Origin of the sequence: Rathayibacter sp. VKM Ac-2879, from assembly GCF_015351245.1 — a bacterium.
Lineage (GTDB): Bacteria > Actinomycetota > Actinomycetes > Actinomycetales > Microbacteriaceae > Rathayibacter.
Window position 1 is genome coordinate 54,142 of record NZ_JADKSO010000004.1, and the last position, 17,608, is coordinate 71,749.

The window sequence follows — 17,608 nt, forward strand, 5'->3', positions numbered from 1 at the left end:
GTCGAGAAGCCGACGCGCCTCGCATTCGCCGCCGAGTGCGACGGCGTGTGGGCGCTCGAGACGCACCCGTACCCGCACCTCAGCCCGCAGCACGGGCCGCACGTCCTCAGGAGGACACCATGACCACCAGCTCCCTGATCGCGGCCGAAGAGGCGCACGCCGCCCACAACTACCACCCGCTGCCGGTCGTCGCCGCGACCGCCCAGGGCGTCTGGGTCACCGACGTCGACGGCCGGCGCTACCTCGATTGCCTCGCCGCCTACTCCGCCGTCAACTTCGGGCACTCTCACCCGGTGCTGCTGGAGGCGGCGCGCGCACAGCTCGACCGCGTCACCCTCACGAGCCGCGCATTCCACAACGACCGGCTCGGACCCTTCGTCACGGCCCTCGCCGCGCTCGCCGGCAAGGACATGGTGCTCCCCATGAACACCGGAGCGGAGGCCGTGGAATCGGGCATCAAGGTCGCCCGCGCCTGGGGCTACCGCGTCAAAGGGGTGACCCCGGGTCGCGCCACCATCATCGTCGCGGCGGGAAACTTCCACGGCCGCACGACGACGATCGTCTCGTTCAGCGACGACCCGGAGGCGCGCGAGGGCTTCGCCCCGTTCACGCCAGGCTTCCGCACGGTCCCGTTCGGAGACGCGGCAGCGCTGGAGGCCGCGATCGACGAGGACACGGTTGCGGTCCTCCTCGAGCCCATCCAGGGGGAGGCGGGCATCGTCGTGCCGCCGGCCGGCTACCTGCCTGCCGTGCGCGAGATCACCGCCCGCCACAACGTCCTCTTCATCGCCGACGAGATCCAGTCGGGCCTCGGGCGCACGGGTGCGACCTTCGCCTGCGATCTGGTCGGGGTGGTCCCCGACGTCTATCTGCTGGGCAAAGCTCTCGGCGGAGGCATCGTGCCGGTCTCGGCGGTCGTCGCGAACGCCGATGTGCTCGGCGTGCTGCAGCCGGGGCAGCACGGCTCGACGTTCGGAGGCAACCCGCTGGCGGCCGCCGTCGGCCTCGCCGTCGTCGAGATGCTCGCCACGGGCGAGTATCAGGCGATGGCGCGCGCCCGCGGTGAGCAGCTGCACTCCCGACTCGCGGCACTCGTCGGACGGGGAGTGGTCGCCGTGCGAGGCGTCGGGCTGTGGGCCGGCATCGACATCGACCCGACGCTCGCGTCGGGGCGCGCGGTGTGCGAGGCGCTGCTGGAACGCGGCGTCCTCGCGAAGGACACCCATGGCTCGACCATCCGGCTGGCCCCGCCGCTCGTGGTGACGGCTGACGAGATCGATGTCGTCGTCGACGAGCTGGAGGCCGTGCTCGCCTCCCTCCGCTGACGCCCACGCCGTGTCTCCACCGCCGTCGCCGCGCAGCCCCGTGCGCCGCGAGATGCCACTTGTGATCGCCTCCGCCGGCGTGTCGTGCGCATATGTGGCATCTCGCGGGAGGGGGGAGCTCCGTCAGGAGAGCGCGGCGAGGAGCGTCGGCGAGCCTCCGGGCCAGCAGCCGATCAGCGTCTGCGCACCGGCGAGCGGCATGTCGTCGAGGACGCGCGTAAGGGTGAGAGTCAGGCCGTCACACTCGACCACGGTGACGCGTTCATCACTCCACGACCGCACGAAGGACGGGGGCGGGACGGGCTCAAAGGCCCCTCCACTGCCCTGCACGGTCGCGGTCGGGTCGCGGCGCACCCGCTCGCCCTCCGCCTCCGTGTAGAGCTCGGCCTGCTGGGCGCCGGTGCGGATCGCTGTGGCGAAGGCGGCAACGCCGACCGGATCGCCGGCTGCGTCGTACACCCATCGCTCGCCGAGCACCGAGTGGTGCATCGTGCCGATCAACCACTGCTCGGCCCCATCGAGCGGCGCGCCACGGTACGTCAGCGGCAGTTGACGGGGCGCTTGCCCTTCGGCCTGAACGAGGAGGGTCTCGATGCCGACCTCGCCCGCCGGATCGTCGAAGCGGTATGCGCCGAGCTGCGTGAAGCCTCCGCGGTCGCACCAGGGCTGGTCAGGCGCCCAGGCCTCGACGAGCTCGAGCTTGGTGGGGACGATGGTCGCGCGGTGCAGCAGTGCCATGGCCCGATGGTAAGGGGGTGCCGTTCACAACTCAGGATGAATGCCCGATCGAGGACTCCACCCTCGCGCAGATATGCGGTGGCGCTCGCTTTCATCCTGGATTGCGAACCGAAGGGGCCGCGACTGACAGCCGACCGGCCCCGCGCCACCGCGAGGATCACCCGTGAGGAAACCGTGAGGATCTGCACATTCAGCTCGCCGACTTCTCGTCCGGCGAGTAGAAACGTCCAGTGACCTCTTCCGTTGCGCGCGCCGACTCCGGCGCGCTCGAGCCCTCGCCCCTCGACTCCGCCCGTCCGGGAGGCGTCAAGGCGTGGCTTCTTGAGGGGCTCCGCGACAACTCGGGCGCCCATCCGGGCCCCCACGCGTCCTCGGCCAAGACGCACTCGTGGTGGCGCGTGATGTGTCTGACCGGTGTCGACTACTTCTCCACCCTGGGCTATCAGCCCGCGATCGCGGCGCTCGCGGCCGGCCTCGTCTCGCCGCTCGCCACGATCGTGCTCGTGGTGCTGACGCTGCTCGGCGCGCTGCCCGTCTATCGCCGGGTCGCCCGCGAGAGCTTCCGCGGCGAGGGATCGATCGCGATGCTCGAGCGACTGCTGCCGTGGTGGGGAGGCAAGCTGTTCGTCCTGGTGCTGCTGGGCTTCGCCGCGACCGACTTCATGATCACGATCACCCTCTCGGCCGCCGACGCCACGGCGCACGCGGTCGAGAACCCGTTCGCGCCGGCATGGTTCCACGGGGCGGAGGTTCCGCTCACGCTGGGTCTGATCGCGCTCCTGGGCATCGTGTTCCTGCGCGGCTTCCGCGAGGCGATCTCGATCGCCGTGGTGCTCGTGGCCGTGTTCCTTCTGCTCAATGCCATCGTGATCGCGGTCGCCATCGGGCATGTGGCGCAGAATCCGGTGGTGATCGGCGACTGGTGGTCGGCGCTGACGGTCCAGCACGGGAATCCGCTGATCATGGTGGGGATCGCGCTGATCGTGTTCCCCAAGCTCGCTCTCGGGCTCTCGGGATTCGAGACTGGCGTCGCGGTGATGCCGCAGATCCGCGGGGAGGCGGGTGACACGGACGCGGCGCCGGCCGGGCGCATCCGCGGGGCGAAGCGGCTGCTGCTCACCGCGGCCGTGACGATGTCGGCGTTCCTCATCACCTCGAGCTTTGTCACGACGCTGCTGATTCCGCAAGCGGAGTTCCAGCCAGGCGGCCAGGCGAACGGGCGGGCGCTCGCCTATCTCGCGCACGAGTACCTGGGTGAGGGCTTCGGCACGGTCTATGACATCGCGACGATCTGCATCCTGTGGTTCGCGGGTGCCTCCGCTTTGGCGGGGCTGCTCAACATCGTCCCCCGGTACCTGCCGCGCTACGGGATGGCGCCGCAGTGGGCGGCCGCCGTGCGCCCGCTGGTGCTGGTGTTCACGGCCATCGCGTTCGTCATCACGGTCCTGTTCCGCGCCGATGTGGATGCACAGGGTGGCGCCTACGCGACCGGAGTGCTGGTGCTCATCACCTCTGCGTCGGTCGCCGTCTTCCTCTCGGCAAAGCGCAAGAAGCAGCGCAAGCGGGCGATCGGGTTCGCGCTGATCGCGCTCGTCTTCGTCTACACGACGATCGTGAACGTCGTGGAGCGGCCCGATGGCGTGCGCATCGCGGCGGTCTTCATCCTCGGGATCCTCGTCGTCTCGCTGGTCTCTCGCGTGCACCGTTCTTTCCAGCTTCGGGCGACCTCGGTGACCTTCGATGACGCGGCCCGCGATTTCGTGACGAGCGATGCCGACGACTACGGCGTGATCCGCATTCTCGCCAACGAGCCCGACGACGGCTCGGAGGCGGAGTACCGCGCGAAGATCGCCGAGGAGCAGCGTGACGCCAATCTGCCCATGCGTGGGCCGGTGCTGTTCCTCGAGGTGCACACCACCGACTCCTCCGACTTCGAGGAGGATCTGCACGTGCAGGGAGTGGTGTGTCACGGCTTCCGAGTGCTCACGGTGACCAGCGGCAATATCCCGAACACGATCGCCTCCGTGCTCCTCGAGATCCGCGAGCTCACGGGGGTGAAGCCTGACGTCTACTTCGAATGGACCGAGGGCGGACCGATGGCGAATATGTTCCGGTTCCTGGTGACGGGCACCGGGGAGGTGGCGCCCGTCACCCGCGAGGTGCTGCGGCGGGCGGAGCCGCGGCCCGAGCGCCGTCCGGGCGTCCACGTCGGGTGACTCGTCCGCGATCCCGCCCCCGCCGCGAGATGCCACTTGTGAGCACGACACGCCGGTGGACGTGCTCACAAGTGGCATCTCGCGACGGGATCGGGATCAGGCGTCAGAGGCGGGTCGCACGACCGAGAGCGGCTCGGTGATGCTCTCGAGGCTGCGGCGCTCAGCGTCGATGCCGAAGATCAGCGCGACCACGCCACCGAGGACCATGACTGCGGCGCCGACGAGGTAGCCGACGGTGAGGGGGCCGCGGTCGCTGCCATCGCCGATCAACGCGCCGTACAGGGCCGGGGCGACGGCTCCCGCGATCTGACCGAGGGTGAAGAAGTACGAGATCGCCTGGCTGCGCAGCTCGAGCGGGAAGATCTCGCTCACCGTCAGGTAGGCGCTCGAGGCTCCGGCGGACGCGAAGAAGAACGACACGCACCAGAGGATCGTCTGTGTCGTGGCCGTCAGCACGTCCATGCTGAACAGCACAGCAGAGAGCGCGAGCACCACGCCCGAGACCCCGTAGGTGAGGAAGATCATCTTCCGCCGTCCCCACACGTCGAAGAGGTGGCCGAGCACGAGCGGGCCGATCAGGTTGCCGAGCGCGAAGGGGAAGAAGAAGTACGAGACGGCGCTCTGCTCGACCCCGTAGAAGTTCTCGAGCACAAGCGCATAGGTGAAGAAGATCGCGTTGTAGAGGAACGACTGCGTGATCATCATCGTCGCGCCGACCAGGGTCCGCTTCGGGTACTGAAGGAGCAGGACGCGCGCGATGGTGCTGAACGGGATGCTCTCGGTGGCCTTCACCGTGATCGCCTTCGCATCGTCGACCGGCTCGAGGACGCCGCCCTCGGACGTGACGCGGCGCTCGATCTCGTCGACCGTGCGCTCCGCCTCCTCCTGCCGCCCGTGCGTCATCAGCCAGCGAGGGCTCTCGGGGATGTGGCGGCGCAAGAAGATGATGGCGAGGCCGAGGATCGGGCCGAGGAAGAAGGCCAGGCGCCAGCCGACGTTCTCGGCGAAGATCTGGTCGTTGAGGAAGAAGAGGTTCGCGGCCGAGCCGAGCGCGGCGCCTCCCCAGTACGTGCCGTTGATGGCGATGTCGACGCGGCCGCGATACTTCGACGGGATCAGCTCGTCGATCGCCGAGTTGATCGCCGCGTACTCGCCTCCGATGCCCATGCCCGCGAAGAAGCGGAACACGGCGAGGAACACGTAGTTCGGCGCGAGTCCCGCGAGCCCGCTGGCGACGAGGTAGATCACGAGCGTCAGGATGAAGAGCTTGCGCCTGCCGAGCTTGTCGCTGAGGCGCCCGAAGATCAGCGCTCCGGCGATCTGCCCGATGAGATAGATCGTGCCGAGCAGTCCGACCTCGAAGGCCGAGAGCCCGAACTCCTTCGCGAAGCCGGCGGAGGCGACGATCTGGATCTCGAGACCGTCGAGGACCCAGGAGAATCCGAGCCCGACGACGATCGACCAGTGGAAGCGGGTCCAGGGGAGACGGTCGATCCTGGCGGGGACGAGGCTGCGTACGGGACCGTCCTGCCGGGGGCCGCGCGAATCGGTTGGTGTCGACATAGTGCTCACCTTCCTGTCGCCCCGGCGTCGTTGCGGAGGAATGCGGTCCCGGCGCGGCGACTCGACCATAGACCTGGAGCGCTCCTCATATCGTCGGGCTATTCACCCCTTGCGAGAGCACTCGGCGCGGGTGTATCAGACGCCGGACGTGCGAGTGGAGGCCAGTGGCTAGCGTGGAGGGATGATCGACGCGACACCGGCAGGCACTCCCCGTTACCTCCTCGGCGAGGGCCCGGTATGGGACGGGATGACGGGCCTCCTCACCTGGGTCGACATCGAGGCAGGCGCCGTGCTCTCGGCACCGCTGGGCTCGGGCGCAGAGCCCACCCTCGGCACGATCGCGCGCACCGAGGTCGGCGAGCAGCTCGGCTGCGCGTTCCCGCTGGGCGACGGACGGATGCTGCTCGCGCTCACGAGGACCCTCGCGATCCTCGAGCGCGACGGCTCGCTCACCCGCGGCTCCGAGCTCCTGCCCGAAGGGCACCGCTTCAACGACGGCACGATCGACCCGCACGGGCGCTTGATCGTGGGATCGCTCACGCTCGGCGAACCGCTCGGCGACGACCTCCTGCTCCGCGTCGAGCATGACGGAGGCGTCACCGTCCTCGATCACGACCTGAGCCTCTCGAACGGGCTCGGCTTCTCGCCCGACGGCACCGTGCTCTACTCCTGCGACACCGAGTCCGGGGTGATCTACCGCCGTCCTGCCCTCGACGGCGGCGACGGCGCACGCGAGCCGTTCGTCGAGCTCGACGAGGGCGTATTCGCGGACGGCCTCACGGTCGACGCCCAGGGGCGGGTGTGGGTGGCGATCTGGGGCGGAGGCGCGGTACGGGTCTACGACGCGGAGGGGCGCCTCCTCGAGGGAGAGGGGCTGCGGATCGCCGCGCCCCACGCGACGAGCATCGCCTTCGCGGGAGACGCGCTCGACGTGGCGGTGGTCACCTCGGCCTCCCGCGACCTCTCGGAGGAGGAGCTCGCCGCGACTCCCTCGGCCGGCGGGCTCTGGCTCGCGCGCCCCGGAGCACGAGGGCTCCCTGCCACGCGCTGGGTCGAGACGCGCCTCCCCTGAGACCTCGGGGTCAGCCCGCGTCGGCGTCGGGCCCGTCGCCAGGGGCGACGGTGGCGGGGTTGGGGAGGAGCGTCAGACGCGAGATGCGGTACCGGTCGGTCTCGGATACCCGCAGCACGCGATCGCCGAGCGCGACGGAGTCGCCGACGACCGCGACGCGGCCGATCCGGTCGAGCACGTAGCCGCCGACCGTCTCGTACGGCCCCTCGGGGAGCTCGACGCCGAGCTGCTCCTCGAGGTCTTCGAGGATCATCCCGCCGTCGATGTCGTGCAGCTGCTCGGCGGCCTTCGCATCGACCTCCTGTCGCGCGCCGTCGTACTCGTCGTAGATCTCGCCGACCAGCTCCTCCAGCAGGTCTTCGAGGGTGATGATGCCGTCGGTGCCGCCGTACTCGTCGATCACGACGGCGATCTGGTGCCCGTCCTGGCGCATGGTGCGCAGCGCCGAGAGCACCTTCGCGGTGCCCGGGACCGCGAGGATCGGACGGGTGATGTCGGCGACGAGACTCGCCGTGCCCGATTCCTCCGCCGCCGGGAACGCCGCCATCAGATCGCGCACGTGCACGAAGCCGAGCACGTCGTCGCGGTTCTCTCCGACGACCGGATAGCGCGAGTGCGGCTGACCGAGGACCGCGCGGAAACCCTCGGCGACGGACAGCTCGCCGCGGAGGAAGTCCACGTCGGGCCGGGGACGCATCACCTCGGCGACGCGCCGGTCGTCGGCGCGGAAGACGTCGGTCAGCAGTCGCCTGCTGTCTTCGTGGATCTCGGTGTTGCTCGAGATCATGTCGCGGACCTCGTCGGCCGAGACGCTCTCGCCCTTCTCGCGCGGGTCGGCCCCGAGGAGGCGCACCACGGCGTCGGTCGAGACCGAGAGCAACCAGATCACAGGACGCATCAGGCGCGCGAGCGCGTTGAGCGGCGGGGCGAGCACCTTGGTGAAGGCCACCGACTTCTGCATCGCCAGGCGCTTGGGCACGAGCTCGCCCAGCACGAGCGAGAGGTACGCGATCACGAGGGTCATCGCGATGAGGGCGACCGTCGAGGCCGCTCCGCTGGACAGGCCGAGCCCGACGAGCGGAGGCACGAGGTCGGGGGCGATCGTCGAGGCGCCGTACGCGGAAGAGAAGAGTCCGGCGAGGGTGACGCCGATCTGCACCGCCGAGAGGAACGTGTTGGGGTTGCGGACGAGCTCGGCGATGCGGCGCCCCCGCTCGCCCTGAGCCTCGATCGCGCGCACTTGGCTCTCGCGGAGGCTCACGATGGCCATCTCGGTGCCGGCGAACACCCCTCCGATGAGCACGAACAGCACGACGAGGCCGATATTGAGCAGGGTGTCGAGATCCACGGAGCAAGAGTAGGGAAGCCTGCCGTGAGAACGCCTCGTGGTTTCTCAGCGAGTCCGGACAAGACTCGGCCGGTGCCGGCCGGGCGCTTCGGTACGACAGCCCGAGGGGGCGGTGTCGCAGGTGCGATCTAGGGTGAGGGGATGCATCCGCTCGACGCCCAGGATTCGCTCGCTGCCCACGCCGAGCTGTTCGTCCGCACGCCGGAGGTGCGCGCCTACCTCGATGGCAACTCGCTCGGCAGGCCGTTGCGGGCGAGCGTCGCTCGGCTGGCGCGGTTCGCGGAGGAGGAATGGGGTGGCCGTCTCATCCGCGGCTGGGAGGAGGGCTGGCTCGAGCTGCCGCTCGCCCTCGGCGACGCGCTCGGCGCGGCGGCGCTCGGCGCGGCGCCTGGGCAGACCGTCGTCGCGGACTCGACGACCGTGCTGCTCTACAAGCTCGCTCGGGCCGCGATCGCGCGACAGGCGGACGCGGGCCGCGACGAGATCGTCGTCGACACCGACAACTTCCCGACCGACCGCTACGTGCTCGAGGGGATCGCGGCCGAGACGGGGAGCACCCTGCGCTGGATCGCCTCCGACCCCGAGAGCGGAGTCACCGCCGCCGACCTCGAGCCGGTGCTCGGCGAGCGCACCGCGCTCGTGCTGCTCAGCCACGTCGCCTACCGCTCGGGACACCTCGCCGACGCTGCCGCGATCACCGCCCAGGCGCACGCGGCGGGCGCCCTCGTGCTGTGGGACGCCTCCCACTCGGTCGGCTCGGTGCCCCTACACCTCGACGCGTGGGAGGCGGATCTCGCCGTCGGCTGCTCGTACAAGTACCTGAACGGCGGGCCCGGCGCACCGGCGTGGGCGTACGTCGCCCGACGGCACCAGGACTCGCTCGCCCAGCCGGTGCAGGGCTGGATGGGGATCGCCGACATCTTCGAGATGGGTCCGGGCTATCGTCCGGCCACGGGGATGCGTCGCTTCCTCAGCGGGACGCCGCCGATCACCGGCATGGTTGCGATGCAGGACATGATCGCGTTGATCGCCGAGGTGGGCATGCCCGCGGTGCGCGCGAAGTCCGAGGCGATGACCGCCTTCGCGCTCGAGCTGGTAGACGAATGGCTGGTGCCGCTCGGGGCACGGGTGGCGACTCCGCGGGATCCTGCCTCTCGCGGCTCGCACATCACGATCGCGCACGGGTCGTTCGCGGCTCTCGTGCCGCGGCTGCAGGCCGAGGGCATCGTTCCCGACTTCCGGCGGCCGGACGGTATCCGGCTGGGTTTCTCTCCGCTGTCGACGACGTTCGCCGAGGTCGAGCTAGGCATCGCGGCGATCCGCGACGCGCTGCGCTGAGCGGCGGCCGAAGCGATCGACGTCGAGCTGGATCAGCGGGCCGCGCGAGTGCGGCGGGCGTTCTCGCGCCGGAGCGCCTCCACGAGCTCGGCTTTGGTCATGCGTGAGCGGCCCGGCACCCCGAGGCGTTTCGCGAGGTCCACCAGGTGGGCTTTGGAGGCGTTCGTGTCGACTCCGTCGGCGGTCTCGCCTCTGCCGTCGCGCCCGTGCCCTGCTGCACGTTCGTCGGACGGACCGCTCTCGGCCTTGCGTTCCCAGTGGTCGCCGACCTTCTCGTACTCGTGCTTGAGCGCGGCGAACGCGGTCCGGTGGGCGCGCTCGCCCTCCCCGTAGCTGTCGACGGCGGAGTCGTGTGCTGCCGACCACAGCGCTTGCGCGTGCTCATCGGAGCGCTCGATCGTCGACGGGATCTCTTCCTGACGTGGCATGGCGCGCCTCCCTTGTCGCCTGTTCACGCTACGTCGCCTCCGCGCCCGGGCACACCCCGTTGACGCCTCCTCCGCGAGATGCCACTTATGAGCGCCTCCGCCGGCGTGTCGTGCGCATAAGTGGCATCTCGCGGGGGGGCGGGGGGTCAGCCGAGGAGGCGCTCGCGGAGGAAATCGCTCGCGAAACGCCCCGACGGATCCCACTCGGAGCGCAGCGCCCGCCACTCGTCGAGGTGCGGGTAGAGGGGAGCGATATCGGCCGCCCGGGCGAGGAATCGCTTGCCCCAGTGTGGCCGGGCGCCGAGCGGGAGCAGCGCCTCCTCGATCGCGGGCAGCACGGCGTCGACGCCGGCCTGGTCCCTCGTGAAGGTGAAGTGCACGCCGACGCTGTCGCGCCCCTGCGCCGGCGAGAGCCACTGCTCGTCGCCCGCCATCGTGCGCAACTCCGTGATGAGCAGCACGTCGTCGATCCGCTCGCCGATCGCACGCATCGCCACGATCGCCTCGCGGACGTTCTCGCGCGGCACCATGTACTCGCTCTGGATCTCGTCGCCCGCGCTCGGCTCGCGGTCGAGCCGGAAGTGCGGGAGGCGCTCCGACCACGGCCCGACGACTCCGCCGAACGGGTTGAGGTTGGACTCGCCGCCGTCCGCCGCTGCGAACAGGCTCGCCGAGGCGGCGACCGCACCCAGGTGCGTCGCGTCGACCTCGGCGACGACACCCTTCTCGACCTTGGTCTTCAGCCACAGCTGCTCGACCGTCGGCGTCGACCAGTGCGTCATCAGACTGACGCTGTAGGCGGAGGAGGTGATCGCGTCGAAGTCGTCGAGCACGCGGTCCCAGGGCAGCTCGGCGAACGCGTCCTGACGGACGTCGAAGGTGGGCTGGATGTCGAGGGTCACCCGCGTGACGATGCCGAACGCGCCGAGCCCGACGACCACACCCTCGAAGCCCGGGTCGCCTCGGCGGATCGTGCGCAGCGAACCGTCGGCGGTGACGAGTTCGAGCGCCGAGACGGCGGAGGAGAGGTTGGCGTTGCGGTCGCCGGAGCCGTGCGTGCCCGTCGCGATCGCCCCCGCGACCGAGATGTGGGGGAGCGAGCCCATGTTGTGCAGGGCAGAGCCGGCCGCGTGCAGGGCGGCGGCGACGACGCCATAGCGGGTGGCGCCGCCGACCGTGATTGTGCGGGCGTCGGCGTCGATCACCGGGTCGGAGGGGAGGCGTCCGAGGTGTAGCAGCACGCCCGGGGTATCGGGCAGGGAGTTGAAGGAGTGGCGGCTGCCCAGCGCTCGGACGCGCTCGTTCTCGCGGACGAGGCGCTGCACCTCCTCGACGGACTCGGGCTCGATGATGGCGGAGGCTCGGTACTCGTAGGTGCCGGCCCAGTTGCTCCGTGGCGTCATGGCTTCATTCTGCCGGGTGCCCTTCGGGTTTGTTGCATGGAACAACGAAAGCGTGTTCGGGCTCGTGGGCGAGGCCGGACCCGGCACAACGTCAGCTGAGACGCCCTCTCATGCGCCATCGTGCGCGAGCAGCCGTCTCAGCTGACGTTGTGCTCCCAGCGCGCGGTCACCGAGGCAGCGTCACCCGAAAACTCGCCCCCGACTGCCCCGTGAGCGCTACAACATCGCCGCCGAATGCCCGGGCGAGCCCGCGGGCGATCGGCAAACCGAGCCCCGAGCCGCCGTCGGCACGGTTGCGAGCATCGTCCAGGCGCACCAGCCGGTCGAACACCCGCTCCCGATCCGCCTCCGCGATGCCCGGACCGTCGTCGTCGACGGTGATCGACACGGAGCCGTCCTCAGACACGATCTGCACGTCGATCCGCGAGCGGGCGAACCGAGCGCCGTTCTCGAGCAGGTTGCCGAGCACCTGACCGAGCCGATCGGCGTCGCTCCACACCAGCACCGTCTCTGCCGGGCGATGCAGCTCGATAGCGAGCGCCGGTCGCTGGAGCAGCTGCCGCTCGATCGCCGCTGCGGCCACCGCCGCCGGATCGAGCAGCTGCGCCTGGATCGCGATCCCCTCGTCGAGCCGCGCCATCAGCAGCATGTCCTGGATCAGCCGCCCCGCACGCAAGGACTCCCGGACGACGTGCACCGAGAGGCGCTCGCGCTCCTCTTCCGCGCCGTCGGCACGCACGAGCGCGTCGGCCGCCGCCTGGATCCCGGCGACCGGGGTGCGCAGCTCGTGTGCGGCATCAGAGACGAAGGCGCGCATCCGCGCCTCCGCGGCGAGGGCCGTCCGCTCCGCCGCGAGCGCGGTCCGCTCGGCCTGCTCGAGGTCGTCGAGCATCTCGTCGAAGGCGGCGGCCGTGCGTCCCAGCTCAGTGCGGGGGCGGGAGGGGCGCAGCCGGCGGCCCCGGTCCCCGTGCGCGATGTCGCGGGCCACGTCTGTCATCCGGTCGAGCGGACGCAGGGTCGCCCGCACCACGACGATCAGCGCGAGGGCCGCCAGGAGGAGGAACGCCGCGGAGGCGGCGAGCAGGATCCCGTTGAGCTGCGCGAGGGTGCTGCCCACCGAGCTCGCCTCGCTCGTGAGCACGAGCTGGGTGCCGTCGCTGAGGGTCGATTCGAGGGTGATGAGCTGATCGTCGCCCGACACCGAGCTCGATGCGACGGTGACGGTGGCGGCGGGGGAGGCTCTCGGTGCCGGTGTCGCGGTGGTGCCCGCCGGGCCTGGAGGTCCGGGCAGTCCCCCGAGCTGATCGGCGGCGGACGGTCCGCGCCGCAACTCGTCGGGGCTCGGGCCCGCCACCACGGCGTCGCCGCTGGGGCTCGTGATGCGCACCGACACTCCCTGCGCCGACAGTCGGGAGGCGAGCGTGTCGTCGTCGAGCGTGCCGACCAGGGCGGCTGCGGCGGAGGCGCGGTCCTGCAGCCGCTCCTCGATCTGGGCGCGGAGGCGCTCGCCGAGCACGGTCTGCACCGTCGCCGCGAGCGCGATCAGCAGCACCGTGAGCAGTCCGAGCACGGCGAGGACGGTGCGCAGGCGCAGCGAGCCGGTGCGCAGCCCGGCGCTCACGCCTCCACCCGGTAGCCGAGTCCGCGGACGGTGTGGATGAGACGTGCGCCGTGCGCCTCCATCTTCTTGCGGAGGGAGCTGAGGTGCACTTCGACGAGGTTCGGGTCGACGTGGTCGTAGCCCCAGACCTGGGTGAGGATCTGGGTCTTGGTGAGGGTGCGGCCTCGGTGCTCGGCGAGGAAGGCGAGCAGCCGGAACTCGGTCGCGGTGAGGTCGAGGATCGCCGCGCCGCGCCAGGCCCGTCCCGACTCGGGATCGACCACGAGGTCGCCGATCTCGACGATCGAGGGGATGCGTCCCCGTCGCCGCAGCACCGCACTCACGCGCTTGACGAGCTCCGCGAGCACGAACGGCTTGACCACGTAGTCGTCGACTCCCTCGTCGAAGCCGCGGAGGCGGTCGTCGACAGCGTCGCGGGCGGTCAGCATGATGACGGCGGCGTCGCTCGTGCGGCGGATCCGATCGGCCAGCACGATGCCGCTGGGCCCGGGAAGCATCCAGTCGAGGATCACGAGATCGGGGCTGAAGGAGGCGAGCTCACGCGCCAGATCCTCGCCGCTGACCAGGGCGCGCACGGTGAAGTGCTCGCTGCGCAGCGCTGTCTCGACGGAGGAACGGATGGCGTCGTCGTCCTCGACGAGGAGCACGCGGGCGGAGGAGGGCATGGTCTCGACCGTAGAGCCGGCGGATCGGGGCGTGCCCAGCGTCGCCTGGGGAGGCACTGTTCTTAAGGGCCGCTTCAGATTCGGCTCTGAAGGTGATGAGGAACCGGCCGCAACCGATCCCGAACGGGCTCGGCACCGGGCCGGAACGAGGAGAGACCATGACCGACTCGACCACGCCCCAGCAGGGCACTCCTGAGCAGAAGGGCGCGAGCGTCGGGCCGCGCCGGCCGAAGACCCGAGCGTGGGCGATCGGCATCGCCGCGGGAGTGCTCGGACTCGCCGCGCTCGGCTCGACGGCGGCGTTCGCGTCGACCCCGACGGGTGGCACGACCTCGACTCCGCTGATCGCGCCGACCCCGTCCGGCACTCCCTCCGAGCAGCTGCCGGCGGAGGCGGACGGGAGCGTCGCCCACGGCCCGGCGCGCTGCGGACCGGGCGGGCCCGATGCCGCGGCGCTGCCTGCTCCTCCCGGCGACGGCTCCGCGCCGACGCCTCCGGCTGCGCCGGAAGACGGCTCGGCGCCCACGCCGCCGAGTGACGCGCCGACCCCGCCGAGTGACGCGCCGACGCCTCCCGCTGACGGCACCCGACCCGCGCCGCCCGCCGCGACCGACGGTTCCGCTCCGACTCCGCCCCTGTCGGGCGCGTGCGCCCACCCCGGCCCGCCGCCGGCAGGCGCTCCCCTCCCGGCCGCTGACGGCTCGGCTCCCGGCTGCCCGACGCCGCCGGACGACGCTCCCGCAACCCCCTCCGAGGGCGCGACGCCCGATGTCGAAGAGGCTCCTACGGGCAGCTGATCCCGCACGACGAAGGCCCGGGGGACGTGTTCCTCCGGGCCTTCGCCGTGCGCGGGATCGGCCCGCCGAGTCGACGCGCCGTCGTCACCGCGTGGCGAGCCCGGCGCCCGCCGACCCCCAGGAGCCGAGCGCCGCCCGCGCACGCTCGTCGCGCACCAGCCGCAACGCCTCCGTGTACCCCTCCTCGAGCACGTCGTCGAGGCGCACCCGCGCGCCCGTCTCGGAGGAGCGGACCGCCGCTTCGACCATCGCGAGGCTCCGCACGTTCGAGTGCACCTCGCCCGAGGGCACCTCCTTCGAGCCCAGCGCCCGCACGAACTCGGCGAGCGAGCCCGCGATCTCCTCAGGAACCCGCTCGAGCGACGCGGTCTGCACCGCGTCCGACTCGCGGGCCTGCCACTCCGGGGCTCCGTCGCCGTCCCAGTGCGCGGTGCCCCCGGCGCCGTTCACACGCCAGTCGCCGTTCCACGAGGTCTCGAGTCCGTCGGCGCACCAGCTGCCGGTGTAGCTGAACCGCACGCCGTCGGCGAACTCGAACACGGCCGAGGCGGCCGCGCCGTCGGCGTACCAGCTCCAGCCCGGGTTGTACTCCTCGCAGTAGACCGCCACCGGGTCGCTGTCGAGCAGGTAGCGCGCCGCGTCGAAGGCGTGGATCGCCATGTCGACCAGCAGCACGTGCGCCATCTCGTCGCGGAAGCCGCCGAAGCGCGGCGCCTTCGCGAAGGTCACGGAGGCGGTGCCCAGCTGCCCGAGTCCCGCGATCTGCTCGCGGAACGCCGCGATCGAGGCGTAGTAGCGACGCGACTGGCTCGTCATCAGCAGCTGCCCGGAGGCTTCGGCCGTCGCCGCGAGCACCAGCGCCTCGGCGATGGTCGGCGCGATCGGCTTCTCGGAGAGCACGGGCAGGCCGGCGAAGAGTGCCTCCGAGCTCACCGGCAGGTGCGCTTGCGGCACGGTCACGTTGACCACGGCGTGCGCGCCCGAGCGCGCCGCCACCTCGGCGACGGAGGTGCCGACGGCGATCGGGGCGACCCCTTCCTCCTCCGCGGCCCGCCCGGCGAGCTCGACGTCGAGGTCGACGAGCCCCACGAGCTCGACGTCGGAGGAGTCGCGGAGCGTGCGGATCCACGCGCGCCCCATCGCCCCCGCCCCCACCTGGACGATGCGGATGGTCATCGGACGAGCGCTCCTTCGTAGTCGTGGCCGTTGTAGAAGTCCTCGGTCGCGTAGCGCTGCAGCACGGGGAGGCTTCGTTCGGGCCGTGAGGAGCGTGCCCACTCCACGCCGTTCGCGATCACGCGGCGCACGACCTCGTGGTGGTAGACGGGGTAGTCCTGGTCGCCAGGGGAGAAGAAGAAGATGCGCCCGTTGCCGCGCTTCCAGGTCATCCCCGAGCGGAATACCTCGCCGCCCGAGAAGGTCGACAGGAAGATCAGCTCGTCGGGGGCTGGCACGTCGAAGAACTCTCCGTACATCTCCTGCTCAGGGATGATGAAGGGGTGGGGGATGCCCTGCGCGATGGGATGCGTGGGGTCGACGGTCCAGACCAGCTCGCGGTCCTGCTCCGAGCGCCAGCGCAGGGTGCAGGTCGTGCCCATGAGCTTTCCGAAGATCTTCGACCAGTGCCCGGAGTGCAGGACGACGAGGCCCATGCCCGAGAGGACGTGGCGCTGCACGCGCTCGACGATCTCGTCGGCGACGTCGGCGTGCGCCATGTGTCCCCACCAGACGAGGACGTCGGTCGCCGCGAGCACCTTCTCGGTGAGGCCGTGCTCGGGCTCGTCGAGGGTGGTGGTCGAGACGGAGGCGCGCTCGCCGAGGTTCTCGCTGATGCCGGCGGCGATCGTGGTGTGCATGCCGTCGGGGTAGATCGCGCGCACCTTCTCCTCGATCTGTTCGTGGCGGTTCTCGCCCCAGACGAGGACGCGGAGAGGGGTGGGGGGTGTGGTCACGGTGGATCCTTCTTCGACGGTGGACACGGAGTTGCATCGGCAGGCGAGGGTGGTTAACCGCTTTACCGAGGGCGCCTCTAGGATGCGGGAGACGCCTGCTTCGCGTCAACAGCCCCAGCCTGAGGAGTCCCCGTGGCCACGATGAGGGATGTCGCGCGTCTCGCGGGGGTGTCGATCGCCACGGTCTCCTTCGTCGTGAACGACACGAAGCCCGTCTCGCCCGAGACCCGGGAGCGGGTCCGCGCCGCGATGCAGGAGCTCGGCTATCGCCCGCATGCTCTGGCCCGCGCGCTGGCGCGACGTCGCTCCGGCATCGTCGCCGTCGTCTACCCGCTCGTCCCGAGTCGGCCGCTCACCACGGCGACGTCCTTCCTCCTCGGGGCCGCGGAGGCGGCCGCCGAGCAGGGCTACTCGATCGTGCTCTGGCCGACGGTCGGCGGCTCGGAGCGCCTCGCCGACCTGCGCGCCGACGGACTGCTCGACGGGGTCGTGCTGATGCAGGTGACCAGCGAGGACGAGCGCGTCGCGATCCTCCGCGACTCAGGCACCCCCTTCGCGCTGATCGGTCGCACGCGCGATCCCTCCTCGCTCGACTGGGTCGACATCGACTTCGAGGGCATGGTCGAGGAGGCGTTGCATCGCCTGGCCACGCTCGGTCACGCGCGCGTCGCGCTGGTGCTCGGCCCCGATCGCGAGGCCGCGGCCGACTTCGGCCCCTACGCGCGCACCCAGCAGGCCTTCGAACGCGCCTGCGCGACGCTCGGCATCGAGGCGGTGCTGGTGCGGTGCGAGGAGTCGCCGGCGGGCGGCCGTGCGCTTGCCGGTTCGCTCGACCCAGCCTCCGTCACGGCCGCGGTCGTCGTCAACGCCGGCGCGGCCGTCGGCTTCGCGCACGAGCTGCGTCACCGCGGCGTGCGTGTCCCCGACGACCTCTCGATCGTGCTGCTCGCCTCCGACCCCGACGTGGCCGACCTGGCGGATCCGGCGCTGGAGCTGCTGGTGGCACCGGGTCACGAGCTCGGCCGCCGCGGGGTGGAGGCGCTGCTCGCCCGCCTCGCGGACCCTTCCGGCCCGCTCCTCCAGGAGCGCATCGGCGGCCCGTGGCGCGCGGGCGGCTCGCTCGCGGAGCCCCGCTGAGCGCG

Annotated in this window: 15 protein-coding genes; 6 read left to right on the plus strand and 9 right to left on the minus strand. The window is 71.1% G+C overall.

Going from position 1 to position 17,608, the window contains the following annotated elements; genetic code table 11:
• The first annotated feature begins 119 nt into the window (after positions 1–119).
• A complete protein-coding gene (gene rocD / locus ITJ45_RS11105; protein ID WP_194610362.1) occupies positions 120–1,325 on the plus strand; it encodes an ornithine--oxo-acid transaminase in 1,206 nt (401 codons plus the stop codon).
• A gap of 123 nt (positions 1,326–1,448) precedes the next feature.
• On the opposite strand, the gene ITJ45_RS11110 is transcribed toward rocD, so the two are convergent.
• Positions 1,449–2,063: a CG0192-related protein gene (locus ITJ45_RS11110; RefSeq protein WP_194610359.1), complete on the minus strand. Its 615-nt coding sequence runs from the start codon at positions 2,061–2,063 to the stop codon at positions 1,449–1,451.
• Between the two features lie 230 nt (positions 2,064–2,293).
• Here ITJ45_RS11110 and ITJ45_RS11115 point away from each other — a divergent pair, with 230 nt between their 5' ends.
• A complete protein-coding gene (locus tag ITJ45_RS11115; protein ID WP_194610358.1) occupies positions 2,294–4,279 on the plus strand; it encodes an amino acid permease in 1,986 nt (661 codons plus the stop codon).
• A 96-nt stretch (positions 4,280–4,375) separates the two neighbouring features.
• On the opposite strand, the gene ITJ45_RS11120 is transcribed toward ITJ45_RS11115, so the two are convergent.
• Positions 4,376–5,842: an MFS transporter gene (locus tag ITJ45_RS11120; protein WP_194610356.1), complete on the minus strand. Its 1,467-nt coding sequence runs from the start codon at positions 5,840–5,842 to the stop codon at positions 4,376–4,378.
• Positions 5,843–6,023: 181 nt separating this feature from the next.
• Between ITJ45_RS11120 and ITJ45_RS11125 the strand changes: the two genes are divergently transcribed.
• Complete coding sequence (locus ITJ45_RS11125) at positions 6,024–6,914, plus strand: SMP-30/gluconolactonase/LRE family protein (RefSeq protein WP_194610354.1); 891 nt, start codon at positions 6,024–6,026, stop codon at positions 6,912–6,914.
• Positions 6,915–6,924: 10 nt separating this feature from the next.
• On the opposite strand, the gene ITJ45_RS11130 is transcribed toward ITJ45_RS11125, so the two are convergent.
• Positions 6,925–8,262: a hemolysin family protein gene (locus tag ITJ45_RS11130; protein WP_194610352.1), complete on the minus strand. Its 1,338-nt coding sequence runs from the start codon at positions 8,260–8,262 to the stop codon at positions 6,925–6,927.
• A 141-nt stretch (positions 8,263–8,403) separates the two neighbouring features.
• On the opposite strand from ITJ45_RS11130, the gene ITJ45_RS11135 reads away from it, so the two are divergent.
• On the plus strand, positions 8,404–9,600 hold the full coding sequence (locus tag ITJ45_RS11135; protein ID WP_194610350.1) for a kynureninase: 1,197 nt from the start codon (positions 8,404–8,406) through the stop codon (positions 9,598–9,600).
• A 32-nt stretch (positions 9,601–9,632) separates the two neighbouring features.
• Here ITJ45_RS11135 and ITJ45_RS11140 read toward each other — a convergent pair whose 3' ends face one another.
• The 4 genes from ITJ45_RS11140 to ITJ45_RS11155 all read right to left on the minus strand — a co-directional run bounded on the left by ITJ45_RS11140 (position 9,633) and on the right by ITJ45_RS11155 (position 13,717).
• On the minus strand, positions 9,633–10,028 hold the full coding sequence (locus tag ITJ45_RS11140; protein ID WP_194610348.1) for a ChaB family protein: 396 nt from the start codon (positions 10,026–10,028) through the stop codon (positions 9,633–9,635).
• Between the two features lie 146 nt (positions 10,029–10,174).
• Entirely contained in the window at positions 10,175–11,431 is a 1,257-nt protein-coding gene (locus ITJ45_RS11145) for a D-arabinono-1,4-lactone oxidase (RefSeq protein ID WP_194610347.1), read from the minus strand.
• Between the two features lie 166 nt (positions 11,432–11,597).
• Positions 11,598–13,052 carry an ATP-binding protein gene (locus tag ITJ45_RS11150; RefSeq protein WP_194610345.1) on the minus strand — a complete coding sequence of 485 codons (1,455 nt, stop codon included), beginning with the start codon at positions 13,050–13,052 and terminating at the stop codon, positions 11,598–11,600.
• A complete protein-coding gene (locus tag ITJ45_RS11155; protein WP_194610343.1) occupies positions 13,049–13,717 on the minus strand; it encodes a response regulator transcription factor in 669 nt (222 codons plus the stop codon). Before ITJ45_RS11155 ends, ITJ45_RS11150 begins: the two co-directional genes overlap by 4 nt.
• Positions 13,718–13,875: 158 nt before the next feature.
• On the opposite strand from ITJ45_RS11155, the gene ITJ45_RS11160 reads away from it, so the two are divergent.
• A complete protein-coding gene (locus ITJ45_RS11160) occupies positions 13,876–14,514 on the plus strand; it encodes a hypothetical protein (RefSeq protein ID WP_194610341.1) in 639 nt (212 codons plus the stop codon).
• Between the two features lie 84 nt (positions 14,515–14,598).
• On the opposite strand, the gene ITJ45_RS11165 is transcribed toward ITJ45_RS11160, so the two are convergent.
• Complete coding sequence (locus ITJ45_RS11165) at positions 14,599–15,690, minus strand: Gfo/Idh/MocA family protein (protein ID WP_194610339.1); 1,092 nt, start codon at positions 15,688–15,690, stop codon at positions 14,599–14,601.
• Positions 15,687–16,466, minus strand: coding sequence for a ThuA domain-containing protein (locus ITJ45_RS11170; RefSeq protein WP_194610338.1), 780 nt, complete (start codon positions 16,464–16,466; stop codon positions 15,687–15,689). The genes ITJ45_RS11165 and ITJ45_RS11170 overlap by 4 nt, the downstream gene beginning before the upstream one ends.
• A 141-nt stretch (positions 16,467–16,607) precedes the next feature.
• Between ITJ45_RS11170 and ITJ45_RS11175 the strand changes: the two genes are divergently transcribed.
• On the plus strand, positions 16,608–17,603 hold the full coding sequence (locus tag ITJ45_RS11175) for a LacI family DNA-binding transcriptional regulator (RefSeq protein WP_228493928.1): 996 nt from the start codon (positions 16,608–16,610) through the stop codon (positions 17,601–17,603).
• Positions 17,604–17,608 lie beyond the last annotated feature (5 nt).